Source organism: Pseudomonas sp. Xaverov 259 (assembly GCF_019352915.1).
GTDB lineage: Bacteria > Pseudomonadota > Gammaproteobacteria > Pseudomonadales > Pseudomonadaceae > Aquipseudomonas.
On sequence record NZ_JAAAFV010000017.1, the window covers coordinates 27992 to 46659 of the forward strand.

Sequence of the window (18668 nt, forward strand, 5' to 3'; positions counted from 1 at the left end):
ACAGGCTTGGAAAATTAAGGGATTTGGCAGGCAGGGGGTGACATGGGAAGCGGGGACAAGCGGGAATCAGGCAAGGTTCAGTTTTATTGAGCCTACAAACTATCGATAGGCCGATAGTCCAGTTGCAGCTCAAGCGCCAGCTGTTTCGCGCGGCCCAGCCTGATCGGGCCGCGCTCGATATCCACCAGTAATCCAGGGCAATCGAGCACGGGCAACCCAGCGATAGCCTTGAGCCGCCCATCGGTGATCACCAGCAACCGTTGCTGCTCGGCCGGGTAACGCTGGCGGCGCGCGCGCAGCCATTGGCCAGCTTCGGACAACGCCGCCAGCAAGGGTGTGCCGCCACCGGCGCCCAACTGCGCCAACCAGCCGGTCAAGCTTTTGGCGGCCTTGAGCCCCTGCACCTGCCATTTAGGCGATTGGCCGCTGGCGGTCAGTAACGCCATGCGCGCGCGTTGCCGGTAGGCGTCGTCAAACAGCTGGGCAAGCAGGCCTTTGGCGTCGCTCAGTGCGCCATGGCGGCGGGTGGACGCCGAGGCGTCGACAATCACCAGCCACAGCTCATGGGCCGCGCGGCTGCGCAGGTGATAGAGCAGCTCCTCACGCGATTGCGGGCGACCACCGAGCAAGGTGCCCGGCCAATTGATCGCGCCACGCTGGGCGCTGCGTGCCTTGCCGTGCCTGCCGTGTTCCAGTCGCCCCGCCTTGGGCCGGGCATCCGCCCCCGCGTCAGGGCGAGGGCGAATGCCTAGGGCTTTTTTGGCCAGGTGGGTACTTCCCGGCGGGCGCCCGTGGGCAATGCGGGCGCGGGCATATCGCCCCACTGGCCCTGGCCGGGTGACGGGTCAGACGGTTTTGCGGCCTGGCCTTGATCGGGCGGGCTTGTCGACGCTGACTGCGGTTGGCGGCGATGACGCAAGGCGAACTCGGCCACCGCTTCGATATCTTCTTCGGCGATCGCAGCCGCGCCGCGCCAGGCAGCATGGGCACGGGCACCGCGCAACCAGACCAGGTCGGCGCGCAAGCCATCGACGCCGGCGGCAAAGCACCGCTCGGTGATCTGCGCCAGGGCCTGGTCGTCCAGTTCAATGCTGTCGAGCCGCTGGCGCGCCTGGGTGCAACGCTCACGCAGCGCCGCCTGCGGTTCGTTCCACTGGCGGCAGAACGCAGCCGGGTCGCTGTCGAAATCCAGGCGGCGCCGGATGATCTGCCCGCGCTCGCTGGGCAAGGTCTGCCCGCCGAGCGCCACATTGAAGCCGAAGCGGTCGAGCAGTTGCGGGCGCAACTCGCCCTCCTCCGGGTTCATGGTACCGATCAGCACAAAACGCGCCGAATGGCGATGGGAGATACCATCGCGCTCGATCAGGTTGGTGCCGCTGGCGGCCACATCCAACAGCAGGTCCACCAGGTGATCGGGCAGTAAATTGACCTCATCGACATACAACACACCACCATCGGCCTTGGCCAATACACCAGGGGAAAACTGCGCCCGGCCCTCGCCCAGCGCGGCGTCCAGGTCCAGGGTGCCGACCAGGCGCTCTTCGGTGGCGCCCAGCGGCAAAGTGACGAATTGGCCGCTGGCGAGCAGGTCCGCCAGGCCACGCGCCAGGGTCGACTTGGCCATGCCGCGCGGGCCTTCGATCAGCACGCCGCCGATTTTAGGGTCGATGGCGGTCAGGCACAGCGCGAGTTTCAGGTCATCGGCGCCGACCACGGCGGACAGCGGGAAATGGGGAATATCGGTCATACCTGCTCTCTTTAAATTCTGGATCGTTCCCACGCTCCCGCGTGGGAACGCCTCACTGGACGCTCTGCGTCCGCTTTTGTGACGCGAAGCGTCACTGGCTGCATTCCCACGCGGAGCGTGGGAACGATCGGTCACAGTGTGGGAATATCGGTCATCAGCTGTCTTCTTCTATGTCCAGCAACAGGTTTTCCAACGCCTCGCGGTACGCGCCAGGCTCCTGCCACAGGCCGCGCTGCTGGGCTTCGAGCATGCGCTCGGTCATGTCGCGCAGCGCCGCGGGGTTGTGCTGTTGCACAAAGGCGCGGGTGTCGGTGTCGAGCAGGTAAGCGTCGGCAAGCAAAGCGTATTGGTGATCGTCGATCAGCGCCGTGGTGGCGTCGAATGCGAACAGGTTGTCCACCGTGGCCGCCATCTCGAATGCGCCTTTGTAGCCGTGACGTTTCACGCCGTCGATCCACTTGGGGTTGGCGGCGCGGGAGCGGATCACCCGGTTGAGCTCTTCCTTCAAGGTGCGGATCTTCGGCAGGTCCGGCTGGCTGTGGTCGCCATGGTAGCTGGCGGCCTTGTCGCCGCTCAGGGTTTCCACGGCGGCGAGCATGCCGCCCTGGAATTGGTAGTAATCGTTGGAATCGAGCAGGTCGTGTTCGCGGTTGTCCTGGTTTTGCAATACCGCCTGCACCTGGCTCAGGCGCTGGGCAAATTGGTCGCGGGCGGCAGTGCCCTCGTCGGAGCCGCCATAGGCGTAGCCGCCCCAGTTCAGATAGACCTGGGCCAAATCTTCACGGCTTTGCCATAAGCGACCGTCAATCGCGCCCTGCACGCCTGCGCCATAGGCGCCAGGTTTGGCGCCAAAGATGCGCCAGCCGGCCTGCTTCGCAGCCGCCGCTTCATCCAGGCCAGACTCGAGCAACGCTTCACGCTCACTGCGCACCTTGGCGGCCAGCGGGTTCATGTCGTCCGGCTCATCCAGCGCCGCCACCGCCTGCACCGCCGCATCGAACAGGCGGATCAGGTTCGCGAAGGCATCGCGGAAGAACCCGGACACGCGCAGCGTCACATCCACCCGTGGGCGATCCAGCAGGCTGATCGGCAGGATTTCAAAGTCATCCACGCGCTGGCTGCCGGTGGCCCACACCGGACGCACGCCCATCAGCGCCATGGCCTGGGCGATATCGTCGCCGCCGGTGCGCATGGTGGCGGTGCCCCATACAGACAGGCCGAGCTGGCGCAGGTGGTCGCCGTGGTCTTGCAGGTGCCGCTCGAGGATCAGGTTGGCGGACTGAAAGCCGATGCGCCAGGCCGTGGTGGTGGGCAGGTTGCGCACGTCCACAGTAAAAAAATTACGCCCGGTGGGCAGCACATCCAGGCGGCCACGACTTGGCGCACCGCTGGGGCCTGCCGGTACGAAGCGACCACTCAGGGCATCCAGCAGGCCGCGCATTTCGGCGGGGCCGCAGGCGTCGAGGCGTGGCGCGACGACAATGCGCAGGCTCTCGATGACCGACTTCACGTCTTCCCAGCCGGGTTCTTCTAGCTGTTCGAGCGGGCCTTCCAGTGCCTGCTCGATCAGTCGCGCGGCATACAGCTCCAGGCGTTCACGGGTGTCGCCGGCGGTGCGCCACAGCTGCGCGTCGATCTTCTGCAACACCTCGGGCCGGCGCCCGGTCCAGGGTTCGGCCAGGGCGCAGTCCAACGGGTCGAAACCCAGGTCAAAGGCTTTGGCCAGCACCCGCAGCAGGCTCGATTGCGGGCCACGGCCATCGCCACGGGGAATGCGCAGCAGGGCCAGCAAGGTGTCGATCCGCAGGCGGCCCTCGGGCGACTCGCCAAAAATATGCAGGCCGTCGCGGATCTGCGACTCCTTCAAGTCACACAGGTAGGTGTCCAGGCGCGGCAGCCAAACAGCCGCGTCGGCGTCGTTATCCAGCTCAAGCTCCTGGTCGATGCGGGTTTCGCGCACCAGCTTGAGAATGTCTTTTTGCAGCTCGAGGGCACGGCGTGGGTCGAGCAGTTGCGCTTCGTAATATTCGTCTGCCAACAACTCCAGGTTACGCAGCGGGCCGTAGGTTTCGGCGCGAGTCAGCGGCGGCATCAAGTGGTCGATGATCACCGCCTGGGTGCGCCGCTTGGCCTGGGCGCCCTCGCCTGGGTCATTGACGATAAACGGGTAGATATTCGGCAATGGCCCGAGCAGCGCATCCGGCCAGCAATGTTGCGATAGCCCGACACCCTTGCCCGGCAGCCATTCTAGGTTGCCGTGCTTGCCTACGTGGATCACGCCATGGGCGCCGTAGGTGTGGCGCAACCAGAAGTAGAACGCGAGGTAGCCGTGGGGCGGCACCAGGTCGGGGTCGTGGTACACCGCGCTGTGGTCCACCTGATAACCGCGTGCCGGCTGAATGCCGACGAAGGTCAGGCCCAGGCGCAGGCCGGCGATCATCATGCGCCCGTCGCGGCACATCGGGTCGTTGTGCGGCGCGCCCCAGCGTTCCAGAACGGCCTGGCGATTGGCGTCGGGCAAGCGCTGGAACATCGCCTCGTAGTCGTCCAGGCTCAGGCTTTGATGGCACGGGCGCAGGTCGAGGCTGTCGAGGTCGTTGGTGACGCCGCCGAGCAGTTCATGGATCAGCGCAGTGCCGCTGGCGGGCAACTCACTGGGCACCGGGTACCCTTCGGCTTGCAGCGCACGCAGGATATTCAGCGCCGCTGCCGGGGTATCCAGGCCTACGCCATTGCCGATGCGGCCGTCGCGGGTCGGGTAATTGGCGAGGATCAGTGCGATGCGTTTGTCGGCATTCGGTACCTGCGCCAGTTCGACCCAGCGCCGCGCCAGTTCTGCGACAAAATCCATGCGCTCTGGCGCTGCGCGGTAGCACACCACGTCGGATTGGCTGCGCTCGCTGCGCCAGGCCAAATCTTTAAAGCTGATGGGCCGGCTGATAATGCGCCCGTCCAGCTCCGGCAAGGCGATGTGCATGGCCAGGTCGCGCGGGCCAAGCCCTTGTTCACTGGCCTCCCAGCCGGGCTGGTTGTCCTGGGCGCAAATCGCCTGGATCACCGGGATATTGCGCCGAAACGGACGCAGGTGCGGGGCCTCGGGGCTGGATTGGGCAAAGCCGGTGGTGTTCAAGATCACCGCCGCCTGCACTTCATCGAGCCAGTCCTCGACCACCGTCAGGCAGCCGGGCTCTTTCAAACTGGCCACCGCTATCGGCAACGGGTTAAGACCCGCTGCCTGCAGGCGTTGGCAGAACACATCGATAAACCCGGTATTGGCCGCCTGCAAGTGCGAGCGGTAGAACAACACCGCCGCCACCGGCCAGTCGGCGTGCCAATCGGCCTGCCAGTCGTTCAGCCGTGGGTGGGGTTTATGCGGGTGATAAATGGCCGTACGCGCCAGGGTTTGCGGCTCGTCCCAGGCGTAGTCGCGGCCCAGATGGCTGCTGGCCAGGCAACGATAAAAATCCAGCGCATTGCCCAAGCCGCCCTGGCGCAGGAAGTGCCAGAGGCGGTCGCGCTCGGCCATGCCAACGGTGCTTAAGCCGCTGAGCTCCGGGTCGGGGCGATCATCTCCCGGCACCAGGATCAGCTGCACGCCGCGCTCGGCCAACTCCACCAGCCGCTCAATGCCGTAGCGCCAGTAACCGATGCCGCCGTGCAGCGAAATCAGGATGACCTTGGCGTGGCGCAGCACCTCGTCGACGTAAAGGTCGACCGAGGCGTGGTTCTGCACCTGCATGGGGTTGGCCAGGCGAAAACTGGGGTAGTCGTCGGGCAACTGCTGGCCGGCCTCGGCCAACAGTGCAAGGCTGGAATCACCGCTGCACAGGATCACCAGCTCGGCAGGGGTTTGGCCAAGGTCGGCAATATTGTCGTCCGAGACGAAACCACCCGGCTGAGTCCTGAGCAGGTGCATGGGTTAAACGCTGAGCGCTGCGCGCAGTTGCGCTTCGAGGCCCGCCGCGTCCAACTCTTGACCGATCAGCACCAGGCGTGTGATGCGCGCTTCGTCGGCGCCCCAGGCGCGGTCGAAGTGCTTGTCGAAACGCGTGCCCACACCCTGGATCAGCAGGCGCATCGGTTTGTTCGGGATCGCCGCGAAGCCTTTGACGCGCAGGATGCCGTGCTGCACCACCAATTGGGTCAGTGCGTCGAGCAGCAGTGCTTCGTCGGCCTGCGGCAGGTCGATGGAGATGGAGTCGAACGCATCGTGGTCGTGATCGTGGTCGTCCTCACCGTCGTGGTGATGATCGTGATGGCTGTGGCGGCCGTCGATGTGTTCTTCGGAACCCGCGCCCAGGCCGATCAGCACGTCCAGCGGCAAGCGACCGCTGCTGGCTTCGATGATCTTCACGGCCGGCGGCAGTTCCTCGGCGACTTCCAGGCGCACGCGGGCCAGGTCTTCGGAGCTGATCAGGTCGGATTTGTTGAGGATTACCAGGTCGGCGCTGGCCAGTTGGTCGGCAAACAGCTCGTGCAAGGGCGATTCGTGGTCCAGGTTCGGGTCGAGTTTGCGCTGGGCGTCAACCTGGTCCGGGAACGCGGCGAAGGTGCCGGCGGCCACGGCCGGGCTGTCGACCACGGTGATTACTGCGTCAACCGTACAGGCGCTGCGGATTTCCGGCCACTGGAAGGCTTGCACCAAGGGTTTTGGCAGGGCCAGGCCCGAGGTTTCGATAAGGATATGGTCGAGGTCGCCGCGACGCGCCACCAGCTCGCGCATGACCGGGAAGAACTCTTCCTGCACGGTGCAGCACAGGCAACCGTTGGCCAATTCGTAAACGCGGCCGTTGGCTTCTTCTTCGGTGCAACCGATGGAGCACTGCTTGAGGATCTCACCGTCAATGCCCAGTTCGCCGAATTCGTTGACGATCACGGCGATGCGACGGCCTTGGGCGTTGTCGAGCATATGGCGCAACAAAGTGGTTTTACCCGAACCGAGGAAGCCGGTAACGATGGTGACGGGGAGTTTGGCCAGTGTTTTCATCGGATGCCCTTGGGGGCGGGCATACGGGACGATAGACCCTGCGACGGCGCGCAGCAGCGGATTTCGTCACCGGATCACCCCGCCCGGTTAAGTAGAAAATCGGTTACGAGGCAGGTCTCCTGGCTTGGGGTTTGCAGGCCTTGCGACCCGCGCTGGCTGCGCCTTCCCGCCGTTATGGCAGTGGCGTGGCAGGCAGATAAACCCTTCACAGTTGCGGGGGCAGCCGCGGCTTGGACCGCGTTCCCTTCTTAGCTTCGGCGTGGGCCGAAGAACCTCGAACGAACAAGGCTACGCAGTGCATGGCGAGCGGTCAATGTTCAACACCCCAGATTTACTCGCGGGTTGCGCGATCGCAACGCCTTGCAGGTTGGCGCCCCAGGAGGTGCTTGGGACAAGCCACTTAAACGTAGCGGTAATTGACAGGTACATTCCCAACGATATCGGAAACCCTGATCTGACCAAGGCTTTCAAGGTAAAAATCAATCTGGCCGTCGCCCGTCAGATCCATAACCAGCCAAGACTCGTTCTTTTTTGGGTCATACCCTACTCCCGCCTCCCCCGCCTTACCCGTGAGTTTATTGCCAAACGTCAGCGCGTTGATTTGATGTTTGCGCAGCAAACTGGAGACATCGATTTTGTCTTCACCGCTGACAAAATCAACCAACTGATCGGGGGCATATAAGGTTGAATCGCTGGCATTGGCGTATTCAAATGTGTCATTACCTGCGCCACCTGTCATTTGATCTGCCCCGCCGCCGCCCGTAAGGCGGTTATCAACATGGTTACCGATCAATACATCACTGCCCGAACCGCCAATCGCATTTTCCAGGGTAACGCCTTTGGCAATGGAGACATTGCCCTTCATTGTGCCGACATCCGAGAACGATTCTGCGCGTAAATTGATCACTTGGTTCTGATCATAACCGGAGAAGTCCAACGTATCGTTACCACCGCCATCCCAAACACAAAACACAGCGTCATCACGCGATGAATTCAAAGAAAGGTCATCTCGATGAGTATTGGAGTTAAACCCATAAGTCGTGTCGGTGTTACGGGTCTTGTGGTTGGCGCCGTAGACTTTCTGAGCCCAAGCGATGTCTGCCATCAACGGGGACGAGGCATATTTACCTTTAAAATCCTGATGCGTATTACTGGGGTCGAAGTAGCTCATTACAGAATAGGCCCGGCTGTCTTGGGCATAGGTTGCATGCTCCTTATAAGTGAAGGGGCCACTTTTGCCATCGTTGTTATAGTTGCCGGTATGCGCAGCACCCAACGCATGCCCAATCTCATGGGTGAGTGTTTGACGCCCAAAGCCATTGACTTTCGGTGTGCGGCTATCGGAGTAATGGGGGTTCACGCGCACAAGCCCCCAAGACTTTGAAAAAGCGGCATCGGCCACCGCCGGCACCTTGCTATTAACCATGCTCAGGTGAGCATCAGCCTGGCTTGCCTCTTCCTCAAAGGTAATATTTGCAACATCCGACCACGATTGCAGCGAGCGCCTGGCTTGCTGTTTTTGCACCTCGTTAAAACCACTTTCACCCGCCCTTACATCACTAAAATAATAAGCAACGCGTAACGACTTACCGTCGTTGGTACTGTTTAACTTGCGCTGTTTTCGATCAATTTGGTCGGCGACCTCGCCACTCGACAATGAGCGTTTGCCGGAACCTGCTCGAACGTACGGATCGTCTGCACGTAATACGGTAGCGGCAGGCTCGGAAGCATTGGCGTCTGGAGAGTGTTGCTGGTTAGCGTGTGTCTGATTAATGCTTTCAAAAAAAACAGGCCCGTTAGAACGGCTATGCGATATTGACGACATAATTAAATATCCCATTGAACAAATAAATCACGCAAGGCGTTAAGGACGGGCACCTTCTAATAAGCGAGAACAAAAATAAATCAGCTGCGCGACGGCAAGCCCGTAGGAAATTTCATTTGTGCATGGTTTCCATAAAAAGCACATCGCCCTATAGATCAACTACGCGCCCGCTCGCTTATCACCACTCGTTCTCCTCGCTCCAATTGACGGCCAGCGCTCGCTCATGTTTTCCTACACATCTTGTTTCGGGTGCCCTTCACAGGGTGAAACGGGAAACCGGTGAGTCATCGCGTTATGACGAGTCCGGTGCTGCCCCCGCAACGGTAAGCGAGCGAAGCGTCAAATCCACTGTGCCTGTGCATGGGAAGGCGATGCTTGATACGGCCCACCTCTTTTCTCAAGAGCGCCCCTCGCAAGCCCGGAGACCGGCCCGAAAAATCAGATAACATACCCGCGGTGGGCGGGCGCTGTTCGGAACCCTGCGTGCCTGGCTCGCGGGGTTTTCATGCGCTCGTGTCACCCTGAAACCCTGAAGGGACGCGCCATGTCGATCATCAGCAGCACCTCGCACACCGCCAGCAGCACCGCCACCTTGAGCCAACGCCTGAGCGCCGCCATCGGCGCGTCGATCCTCGGCGCGTGCCTGGTGTACTTCGCCGGGTTCTCACATATCGAGGCGGTGCACAACGCCGCCCACGATACCCGCCACAGCGCCGCGTTCCCGTGCCACTGAGGCCTGCCGACATGATCAAGCGTATTGCCCAAACCGCAGGTTTCACCGGCCTGCTGGCTGCCCTGTTGCTGACCCTGCTGCAAAGCTTTTGGGTCGCCCCGCTGATTTTGCAGGCGGAAACCTTTGAAAAGGCCCCGGTTGCCGAAGTCGCGCACGAACACGCCGCCGGGGCCGCAGCCCACACCCACGACGCCCAAGCCTGGGAGCCGGAAAATGGCTGGCAGCGTGTGCTGTCGACCACCGGGGGCAACCTGGTGGTAGCGGTGGGTTTCGCGCTGATGCTGGCCGGCCTCTACACCTTGCGTGCGCCGACCCGCACGGCTCAAGGGTTGTTGTGGGGCCTGGCCGGTTACGCGACGTTTGTACTGGCACCCACTCTGGGCCTGCCGCCGGAATTGCCGGGCACCGCAGCTGCCGACCTGGCGCAACGGCAGATCTGGTGGATCGGCACCGCAGCCTCCACCGCTGCGGGTATCGCTCTGCTGGTGTTTGGTCGTAGCTGGCTGCTCAAAATACTGGGCGTGGCGATCCTGGCCGTGCCCCACGTGATCGGTGCGCCGCAACCACAAGTGCATTCGATGCTGGCACCCGAAGCCCTGGAAGCGCAGTTCAAGATCGCCTCGCAACTGACCAACGTCGCCTTCTGGCTGGCCTTGGGCTGGATCAGCGCGTGGCTGTTTCGCCGCAACCGCGACGGCCAATACTCGGCATGACGCTGGTGGTCGGCCTGGGTTGCCAGCGCGGCTGTGATGTTCACACCCTGCTCGGCCTGTTTGACGCAGCCCTCGCCGACGCCGGCATTGAACGCCAACGCATCACCGCGTTGGCGAGCATTGAGCACAAACAGGCTGAACCCGGTTTGCTGGCCTTGGCCCGACTGCTGGAACTGCCCTTGCAGTGTTTCAGTGCAGAACAATTGGCCGGTTATGAGGAGCGCTTGAGCCACAAGTCAGCCGTCGCTTTTGCACATACCGGTTGCTACGGCATCGCCGAAAGCGCCGCCCTGGCCCTGGCTGAACAGCTATCCCAACGCCCTGCCCGCCTGATGATCACGCGCAAAAAAACCGCCCAGGCCACCTTTGCATTGGCGTGCGCCGACTAAAATCCCGATAATTGCCCTCCTCGATCATGAGCAACTTTCATGCTCGCCCGCTTTTCAACAGGAACTCCCATGACCGTCTACTTTATCGGCGCAGGCCCCGGCGACCCGGAATTGATCACCGTCAAGGGCCAGCGGCTGATCCGCAGTTGCCCGGTAATCATCTATGCCGGTTCCCTGGTGCCGGCGGCGGTATTGCAAGGTCATCAGGCCGAACAGGTGGTCAACAGCGCCGAATTACACCTGGAACAGATCATTGAGTTGATCAAGACAGCCCACGCCAACGGCCAGGATGTGGCCCGCGTACACTCCGGCGACCCGAGCCTGTATGGCGCGATTGGCGAGCAGATCCGTTATTTGCGTGAGTTGGGCATACCGTTCCAGATCATCCCGGGTGTGACGGCGGTGTCGGCTTGCGCAGCGTTGCTGGAGACGGAGTTGACGCTGCCGGACATCGCCCAAAGTGTGATCCTGACCCGTTATGCCGATAAAACCAGCATGCCGGCGGGTGAGGCATTCGACAGTTTGGCGCAACATGGCACGACGATGGCGATTCACTTGGGGGTCAACCATCTGCAGAAGATCGTCGCCGAACTACTGCCGCATTATGGGGCGGACTGCCCGATTGCCGTGGTGCACCGCGCGACGTGGCCGGATCAGGATTGGGTGGTGGGCACGCTGGCGGATATTGCCGCGAAAGTGGCGGCCAAAGGGTTTCGGCGCACGGCGTTGATTGTGGTGGGCCGGGTGTTGGCCAGTGACGGTTTCAGCGAGTCGTCGCTATATCGGGCGGGGCATGCGCACCTATATCGCCCCTGAAGAAACGCGGTCAAACGGTGGGAGCGGGCTTGCTCGCGAATGCGGTGGGTCAGTTACAGTTATGCTGACTGACCCACCGCATTCGCGAGCAAGCCCGCTCCCACAGTTGATCTGCTTTGTTAGGTATACCGCGTAAAACATTGAATTTTAAGCATAAAAAACGGCGCTCACGGGACGCCGTTTTTTCTTCGCAGTGAACACCTTACTCAGTAGTAGGCGTTTTCTTTCTGCGTATGGTCGGTCACGTCACGCACGCCCTTGAGCTCCGGGATACGCTCGAGCAAGGTGCGCTCGATGCCTTCACGCAAGGTCACGTCCGCCTGGCCGCAGCCTTGGCAGCCGCCACCGAACTTGAGGACGGCGATGCCGTCTTCAACCACGTCGATCAAGCTGACCTGACCGCCGTGACTGGCCAGCCCCGGGTTGATCTCGGTTTGCAGGTAATAGTTGATGCGCTCGTTGACCGGGCTGTCGGCGTTGACGTTCGGCACCTTGGCGTTGGGCGCCTTGATGGTCAACTGGCCGCCCATGCGGTCGGTGGCGTAGTCGACCACGGCGTCATCGAGGAAGGCTTCGCTGAAGTTGTCGATGTACGCGGTGAAGCTTTTAAGCCCCAGGGCGGTGTCTTCAGGTTTCTCTTCCCCAGGCTTGCAGTAGGCGATGCAAGTCTCGGCGTATTGAGTGCCGGGCTGGGTGATAAAGACGCGGATACCGATGCCTGGGGTGTTCTGCTTGGACAGCAGGTCAGCCAGGTAATCGTGGGCGGCGTCGGTAATGGTTATGGCAGTCATGGAAACTCCTCACAGGCTTGCTCGGAGTTTACGCCAAATTGTTACGCAGGTACAAAGTCCTAGTGTTTTTGTCGGGATAGTTTTTTGTTTGAAGGATGTAAGGGCAACAGCAACAGCAGAGCCATACTCGGTCAAAGGTGGGAGCGGGCTTGCTCGCGAATGCGGTGGGCCAGTCAATTCATCTGTCACTGACCCACCGCATTCGCGAGCAAGCCCGCTCCCACATTTAGACCGCGTCACATCAGGTACATAGGCTTTTGCTTTGCACTTGATCTGGCTCTTGCTTCAACCACTCAGGTCGGCTTTCAGGCCGCCGTGCTGTAGATCTTGATCTTGATCTGAGGCGCCCCGTCAACAACGATGGCCGGAGTGAGGGCACACCGCCTTGCAAAAGTGACCCGCTGTAAGAGCGGAACCCTAAGCCGCCGTTACCGCAGCAACGGATATGTACCCCCACCAACCCCCCTCACAAATTCTCATACCGATTCATATCCAGCACACCCTCTTCCACCGGCGTAGTCTCACGAATGTACTGCGACAAATCATGGAAATACTGCCAGAACAACGGATGACTACGCCGCACACCCCACCGATCAACTATCTTCTCAAACCGCTTGGCATCCCTGGCTTTCTCCATCGCCGCCACAAACTCGGGCACTTCCTGCGCAGGGATATTGAAGATGAAATTCGGATAGCTGCTAAGCACTCCCGGATAAATAGTCACGGTATCCAAACCCGGCTGATAGCGATAAGCCTCACCCAGCAGGAACGCCACATTACTGTGCGCCCGGTTACGCAGCATGCTGTAAACCACGCGCTTGCCGCTGGCGGTCTCGATACGCAGCATGGTCGCCTCAGGCAACTGGTCAATCACCTTGAGCCCCGCCGCCGGGCGTGACGTCAGCCGGCTCAACACCTGCTCCGCATCCTGCAACGCCGGATCAATCCCATCGCGCGAGCAATAAGCGCCGATACAGCGGTTGATCGGATCCGGGCTGGCGTTCAAAGCGCCGTAACGCGTCAGCAACTGGTTGGCAAAATCACGTTTCGGGTGTTTTTCATCCAGGTTCAGCCCGCTCGGCTTGTCATCATCAATGGCTTCATAGTCCAGCCACAACTTGAGCTTGCCGCTGTTCTGATACCAATCATCCATAAAGTCATCGCGGGTATTAGCCGGCATCAAACGCAGGAAATTCTGCTCAGCGCCATTACGGATCAAGTCGAAATACAACCGCGTCTGCGCCTGATGCGACACATTGCCGAACACATCGAAATTCACCGCCAACTGGTAATAAGTGCGCTCCAGCAGCGGATAGTCAAACAGCCACATCGTCTGCGGCACCTCGCCGATCAGGCCCTTGGTCACCGAAGCACTGTCGAAATGCCGGAAAATCGAGAGCAAGGCATTGTCATTCCCCGCCCACAAGGTCGACCAACTCGGCGGCGGCAGATCCGCATAACTGTCACGGCGCAACGCTTCGTATTGGTTGCGCTTGTCGCGATACGCCAGCCACAGGCCCAGCACGCTGCCCACGTCATCGTTCTGCCCTGGCATCGCCAGCAACGGTGTGGCCTGGCCGCGATAACGTGCATCGGTGATGTACAGGTCGTGGTCCGGGTCCTGGAACAAAGTCCAGAAGTTGTCGCGAATCACATCCGTAGCAATCTGCCCACGGCACACCGGCCCGCGAATAAAGGTGCGCACGAAGTATTCGGCGTTATCCAGCATGAACTGGTAGCGGGCCTTGGCCGGAATGGCTTCGAAGGTCTCGAACGGGTTGGCGCGGCGACCAGGGCCGTAGCCCGGCAAGGCGCTGACCTGCCAGCCGCCGGAGTAGAAAAGGTCTTTGATCCGCGCCATTTTCGCCGCGCTGAACGGATAAGTGATGTGGGTTTTATGCACGATCACGCCCTGCACCGGCCACAGGCGGTAATACACCTGGGTGCCTGGGTCATCGTTGGGGCGACGGGTGGCGATCAGGTCGATGGGCTGGCCACTTGGCGTGCGCGAACGCACCCACTGGAAGAAATGCCCCGGTTCGCCGTTTTCGAAGTAAATGTGTGCCAGGAACAAATGTTCATACAGCCAGCGCGCCACCAGGCTTTCGCGGGCGCCGGGCTGGTTGAACAAGTTTTCCCACTGCTGCACTTGCAAGGCTTCCTTGGCACTCGGTGCCAGGCCTTGCTCATCAATCGGCGCACCGGAGGCGAGCCAGCGCTGTAGAGTCTGGTATTGCTGGTCAGTCAAACCGGTGACCGCCAGCGGCATGCCTTCCTTGGGATGGCTGCCAGCGTAAGCATTAAACTCGCCGGGCATAGCGCACATGTTCTGGCGGTTGAGGCCCAACACGATCTCGTCGGGCAGCTTGGCATTCGGTTGCAGCGGCGCGTTATGCCCCAGTTCCAGCATGCGCGCCATCAATGCGGCCTGGCTGCCTTGGGCGTCGAGCACCGAATAGAAGCCTTTTTGCTGCCAGGCCTGCTTGCCGAAGGCGTCGTAGAACAAACGCGTGGTCGGCGTGGCCTGGCTGCGCTCGCCGTCATACACCGGGGTTTTGCTCGCGCCACGGGCCGCGCCTTCGGCGCTGCCCAGGTTCAACTGGCACGCAGAGTCGTAGCAGGCATGGCAGGCCACGCACTTTTCGGTGAAAATCGGTTGAATGTCGCGGGTATAGGAAATCGCCGGGGCGGGTCCGTTGGCCTGTGCAACGCAGGCGACCAGTGCCAGGACGGCGCTGGTGAGTAGACGAAGTGACATGTATCCGGTCCCGATTCAATGCGTGCGCTATAAGTGCCGGCAAGTCTACCGGGCCACGACCTGCACCAACATGAACGATATTCATGCAAAACCAGTACATGCTCTAAATCGGCACAGGTTTGCTATGATTCACGCCCTCCGAAATGCCTGACCAGAGTAGCCCCATGTCCGACCGTAGCGTTCGTCTGCAAGCCCTTCATCAAGCCCTCAAGGACCGTATCCTGATCCTCGATGGCGGTATGGGCACGATGATCCAGAGCTACAAGCTCGAAGAGCAGGATTATCGCGGCAAACGCTTTGCTGACTGGCCGAGTGACGTCAAGGGCAACAACGACCTGCTGGTACTCACCCGCCCGGACGTAATTGGCGGTATCGAAAAGGCTTACCTGGATGCCGGCGCCGATATTCTGGAAACCAACACCTTCAACGCCACACGCATCTCCATGGCCGATTACGGCATGGAAGAACTGGCCTATGAACTGAACGTAGAAGGCGCCCGCCTGGCGCGCAAGGTCGCCGATGCCAAAACAGCCGAGAACCCGGCCAAGCCGCGTTTTGTTGCCGGCGTGCTTGGCCCGACCAGCCGCACCTGCTCGCTGTCGCCGGACGTGAACAACCCCGGCTACCGCAACGTGACCTTCGATGAACTGGTGGAAAACTACACCGAGGCCACCAAAGGCCTGATCGAAGGCGGCGCCGACCTGATCCTGATCGAGACCATCTTCGACACGCTCAACGCCAAGGCCGCGATCTTCGCCGTACAAGGTGTGTTTGAAGAATTGAACGTCGAACTGCCGATCATGATCTCCGGCACCATCACCGACGCCTCCGGCCGTACCCTGTCAGGCCAGACCACCGAGGCGTTCTGGAACTCGGTGGCGCATGCCAAGCCGATTTCGGTCGGCCTCAACTGCGCCTTGGGCGCCAGCGAACTGCGCCCCTATCTGGAAGAGCTGTCGAACAAGGCCAACACCCATGTGTCGGCGCACCCGAACGCCGGCCTGCCCAACGAATTCGGCGAGTACGACGAACTGCCATCGGAAACCGCCAAGGTCATCGAAGAGTTCGCCCAGAGCGGTTTCCTCAACATTGTCGGCGGTTGCTGCGGCACCACGCCAGGCCACATTGAGGCCATCGCCAAGGCCGTGGCCGGTTATGCGCCACGTGTTATCCCTGACATTCCCAAGGCCTGCCGCTTGTCGGGCCTCGAGCCGTTCACCATTGATCGCAGCTCGTTGTTCGTCAACGTCGGCGAGCGTACCAATATCACCGGTTCCGCCAAGTTCGCCCGGCTGATCCGTGAAGACAACTACACCGAAGCCCTCGAAGTCGCCCTGCAGCAGGTGGAAGCCGGCGCGCAGGTGATCGACATCAACATGGACGAGGGCATGCTCGATTCGAAGAAGGCCATGGTGACCTTCCTCAATCTGATTGCCGGCGAACCGGACATCTCCCGTGTGCCGATCATGATCGACTCCTCCAAGTGGGAAGTGATCGAAGCCGGCCTCAAGTGCATCCAGGGCAAGGGCATCGTCAACTCCATCAGCATGAAGGAAGGCGTCGAGCAGTTCATTCACCACGCCAAGCTGTGCAAGCGTTACGGCGCGGCGGTGGTGGTGATGGCCTTCGACGAAGCCGGCCAGGCCGACACCGAAGCGCGTAAAAAAGAGATCTGCAAACGCTCCTACGACATCCTGGTGAATGAAGTTGGCTTCCCGCCGGAAGACATCATTTTCGACCCGAACATCTTCGCGGTCGCCACCGGTATCGAGGAGCACAACAACTACGCCGTCGATTTCATCAACGCCTGTGCTTATATCCGCGACGAGCTGCCGTATGCGCTGACCTCCGGTGGCGTGTCCAACGTGTCGTTCTCGTTCCGCGGCAACAACCCGGTGCGTGAGGCGATCCACTCGGTGTTCCTGCTGTATGCGATCCGCAACGGCCTGACCATGGGCATCGTCAACGCCGGCCAGCTGGAGATCTACGACCAGATCCCGGCCGAGCTGCGCGACGCGGTGGAAGACGTGGTGCTTAACCGCACGCCGGAAGGCACCGACGCCCTGCTGGCGATTGCCGACAAGTACAAGGGCGACGGCAGTGTCAAAGAAGCCGAGACCGAGGAATGGCGCGGCTGGGACGTCAACAAGCGTCTGGAGCACGCGCTGGTCAAAGGCATCACCACGCATATCGTCGAAGACACCGAAGAATCGCGCCAGTCGTTCGCGCGCCCGATCGAAGTGATCGAAGGCCCGTTGATGTCCGGCATGAACATCGTCGGCGACCTGTTCGGCGCCGGTAAGATGTTCCTGCCCCAGGTGGTAAAGTCCGCCCGCGTGATGAAGCAGGCCGTGGCGCACTTGATTCCGTTTATCGAGCTGGAAAAAGGCGATAAACCGGAAGCCAAAGGCAAGATCCTGATGGCCACGGTCAAAGGCGACGTGCATGACATCGGCAAGAACATTGTCGGCGTGGTACTCGGTTGCAACGGCTATGACATTGTCGACCTGGGCGTGATGGTGCCGGCGGAGAAGATCCTGCAGGTGGCCAAGGAGCAGAAGTGCGACATCATTGGCTTGTCCGGTCTGATCACGCCGTCCCTGGATGAAATGGTGCATGTGGCCCGTGAGATGCAGCGCCAGGACTTCCACCTGCCCTTGATGATCGGCGGCGCGACCACTTCCAAAGCGCACACGGCGGTGAAGATCGAGCCCAAGTACAGCAACGACGCGGTGATCTACGTCACCGACGCCTCGCGTGCCGTGGGTGTGGCCACGCAGTTGCTGTCTAAAGAGCTGAAAGCGGGTTTTGTCGAAAAAACCCGCCTGGAATACATCGATGTGCGTGAGCGCACCGCCAACCGCAGTGCGCGCACCGAGCGCCTGAGTTACCCGGCCGCCATCGCCAAGAAGCCGCAGTTCGACTGGAGCAGCTATGCGCCGGTCAAGCCGACGTTTACCGGTTCCAGGGTGCTGGACAATATCGACCTCAAGGTGCTGGCCGAATACATCGACTGGACGCCGTTCTTTATCTCTTGGGACCTGGCCGGCAAGTTCCCGCGCATCCTCGACGACGAAGTGGTCGGTGAAGCCGCTACTGCGCTGTACGCCGACGCCCAGGAAATGCTCAACAGGCTGATCGACGAAAAACTCATCAGCGCCCGCGCCGTGTTTGGTTTCTGGCCGACCAACCAGGTGCAGGACGATGACCTGGAAGTCTACGGTGACGACGGCCAGCCAATTGCCAAGCTGCACCACCTGCGCCAGCAAATCATCAAGACCGACGGCAAACCGAACTTCTCCCTGGCCGACTTCGTAGCACCTAAAGACAGCGGCGTGACCGACTACATCGGTGGTTTTATCACCACCGCCGGCATCGGCGCCGAAGCAGTCGCCAAGGCGTATCAGGACGCCGGTGACGACTACAACTCGATCATGGTCAAGGCCCTCGCCGACCGCCTGGCCGAAGCCTGCGCCGAATGGTTGCACCAGCAAGTGCGTAAAGAGCATTGGGGTTACGCCCAGGACGAACAGCTGGACAACGAGGCCCTGATCAAAGAGCAGTACAGCGGCATCCGCCCGGCCCCCGGCTACCCGGCGTGCCCGGACCACACCGAGAAAGCCCAGCTGTTCCAACTGCTGGACCCCGAGGCCCGCGAAATGCAGGCCGGGCGCAGCGGTGTGTTCCTCACCGAGCACTACGCGATGTTCCCGGCCGCCGCAGTCAGCGGTTGGTATTTCGCCCACCCACAGGCGCAGTACTTTGCCGTGGGCAAGGTCGACAAGGACCAGGTCGCCAGCTACACCGCACGCAAAGGCCAGGACCTCAGCGTGACCGAGCGCTGGCTGGCGCCAAACCTTGGGTATGACAACTGAGGTCAATCAGCTGGCATAGCGTTCGATGCGCGGG

General features: G+C 61.2%; 12 protein-coding genes and 2 riboswitches. Of the genes, 5 read left to right on the plus strand and 7 right to left on the minus strand.

The window, feature by feature from the left end:
* Positions 1–92: 92 nt before the first annotated feature.
* The 5 genes from K0H48_RS02695 to K0H48_RS02715 form a co-directional block, all read right to left on the minus strand.
* Entirely contained in the window at positions 93–695 is a 603-nt protein-coding gene (locus K0H48_RS02695; RefSeq protein WP_219266358.1) for a VWA domain-containing protein, read from the minus strand.
* 53 nt (positions 696–748) lie between these two features.
* The gene (locus K0H48_RS02700; RefSeq protein ID WP_219266306.1) at positions 749–1747 is read right to left on the minus strand and encodes an ATP-binding protein; all 999 of its coding nucleotides are present in this window, start codon (positions 1745–1747) and stop codon (positions 749–751) included.
* Between the two features lie 154 nt (positions 1748–1901).
* The gene (cobN, locus tag K0H48_RS02705; RefSeq protein ID WP_219266307.1) at positions 1902–5663 is read right to left on the minus strand and encodes a cobaltochelatase subunit CobN; all 3762 of its coding nucleotides are present in this window, start codon (positions 5661–5663) and stop codon (positions 1902–1904) included.
* A gap of 3 nt (positions 5664–5666) precedes the next feature.
* Positions 5667–6734, minus strand: coding sequence for a cobalamin biosynthesis protein CobW (gene cobW / locus K0H48_RS02710; RefSeq protein WP_257626819.1), 1068 nt, complete (start codon positions 6732–6734; stop codon positions 5667–5669).
* A 91-nt stretch (positions 6735–6825) separates the two neighbouring features.
* A riboswitch (cobalamin riboswitch) is annotated at positions 6826–7026 on the minus strand.
* A gap of 108 nt (positions 7027–7134) precedes the next feature.
* A complete protein-coding gene (locus K0H48_RS02715; RefSeq protein ID WP_219266308.1) occupies positions 7135–8559 on the minus strand; it encodes a M10 family metallopeptidase C-terminal domain-containing protein in 1425 nt (474 codons plus the stop codon).
* A gap of 230 nt (positions 8560–8789) precedes the next feature.
* Positions 8790–9008, plus strand: a riboswitch (cobalamin riboswitch).
* 95 nt (positions 9009–9103) lie between these two features.
* Here K0H48_RS02715 and K0H48_RS02720 point away from each other — a divergent pair.
* The 4 genes from K0H48_RS02720 to cobM all read left to right on the plus strand — a co-directional run bounded on the left by K0H48_RS02720 (position 9104) and on the right by cobM (position 11210).
* Positions 9104–9292: a CbtB-domain containing protein gene (locus K0H48_RS02720; protein ID WP_138815786.1), complete on the plus strand. Its 189-nt coding sequence runs from the start codon at positions 9104–9106 to the stop codon at positions 9290–9292.
* Between the two features lie 11 nt (positions 9293–9303).
* A complete protein-coding gene (locus tag K0H48_RS02725) occupies positions 9304–10005 on the plus strand; it encodes a CbtA family protein (RefSeq protein ID WP_219266309.1) in 702 nt (233 codons plus the stop codon).
* On the plus strand, positions 10002–10394 hold the full coding sequence (locus K0H48_RS02730; RefSeq protein WP_219266360.1) for a cobalamin biosynthesis protein: 393 nt from the start codon (positions 10002–10004) through the stop codon (positions 10392–10394). The genes K0H48_RS02725 and K0H48_RS02730 overlap by 4 nt, the downstream gene beginning before the upstream one ends.
* Positions 10395–10463: 69 nt before the next feature.
* Positions 10464–11210, plus strand: coding sequence for a precorrin-4 C(11)-methyltransferase (gene cobM / locus K0H48_RS02735; RefSeq protein WP_219266310.1), 747 nt, complete (start codon positions 10464–10466; stop codon positions 11208–11210).
* A 206-nt stretch (positions 11211–11416) separates the two neighbouring features.
* Here the strand turns inward: cobM and nfuA are convergent, their stop codons facing one another.
* Positions 11417–12001, minus strand: a complete 585-nt coding sequence (gene nfuA / locus K0H48_RS02740) for a Fe-S biogenesis protein NfuA (RefSeq protein WP_017136914.1) — start codon at positions 11999–12001, stop codon at positions 11417–11419.
* A gap of 466 nt (positions 12002–12467) precedes the next feature.
* Complete coding sequence (locus K0H48_RS02745; RefSeq protein WP_219266311.1) at positions 12468–14759, minus strand: fatty acid cis/trans isomerase; 2292 nt, start codon at positions 14757–14759, stop codon at positions 12468–12470.
* Positions 14760–14923: 164 nt separating this feature from the next.
* Between K0H48_RS02745 and metH the strand changes: the two genes are divergently transcribed.
* Complete coding sequence (gene metH, locus K0H48_RS02750) at positions 14924–18634, plus strand: methionine synthase (protein ID WP_219266312.1); 3711 nt, start codon at positions 14924–14926, stop codon at positions 18632–18634.
* The last annotated feature ends 34 nt before the right edge of the window (positions 18635–18668 follow it).

Bases quoted from the DNA above. Each gene is read 5' to 3' on its own strand.
- nfuA (WP_017136914.1), bottom strand. From the start codon at position 12,001: ATGACTGCCATAACCATTACCGACGCCGCCCACGATTACCTGGCTGAC.
- cobM (WP_219266310.1), top strand. From the start codon at position 10,464: ATGACCGTCTACTTTATCGGCGCAGGCCCCGGCGACCCGGAATTGATC.
- cobN (WP_219266307.1), bottom strand. From the start codon at position 5,663: ATGCACCTGCTCAGGACTCAGCCGGGTGGTTTCGTCTCGGACGACAAT.
- metH (WP_219266312.1), top strand. From the start codon at position 14,924: ATGTCCGACCGTAGCGTTCGTCTGCAAGCCCTTCATCAAGCCCTCAAG.
- K0H48_RS02745 (WP_219266311.1), bottom strand. From the start codon at position 14,759: ATGTCACTTCGTCTACTCACCAGCGCCGTCCTGGCACTGGTCGCCTGC.
- K0H48_RS02700 (WP_219266306.1), bottom strand. From the start codon at position 1,747: ATGACCGATATTCCCCATTTCCCGCTGTCCGCCGTGGTCGGCGCCGAT.
- K0H48_RS02725 (WP_219266309.1), top strand. From the start codon at position 9,304: ATGATCAAGCGTATTGCCCAAACCGCAGGTTTCACCGGCCTGCTGGCT.
- K0H48_RS02730 (WP_219266360.1), top strand. From the start codon at position 10,002: ATGACGCTGGTGGTCGGCCTGGGTTGCCAGCGCGGCTGTGATGTTCAC.
- K0H48_RS02720 (WP_138815786.1), top strand. From the start codon at position 9,104: ATGTCGATCATCAGCAGCACCTCGCACACCGCCAGCAGCACCGCCACC.
- cobW (WP_257626819.1), bottom strand. From the start codon at position 6,734: ATGAAAACACTGGCCAAACTCCCCGTCACCATCGTTACCGGCTTCCTC.
- K0H48_RS02715 (WP_219266308.1), bottom strand. From the start codon at position 8,559: ATGTCGTCAATATCGCATAGCCGTTCTAACGGGCCTGTTTTTTTTGAA.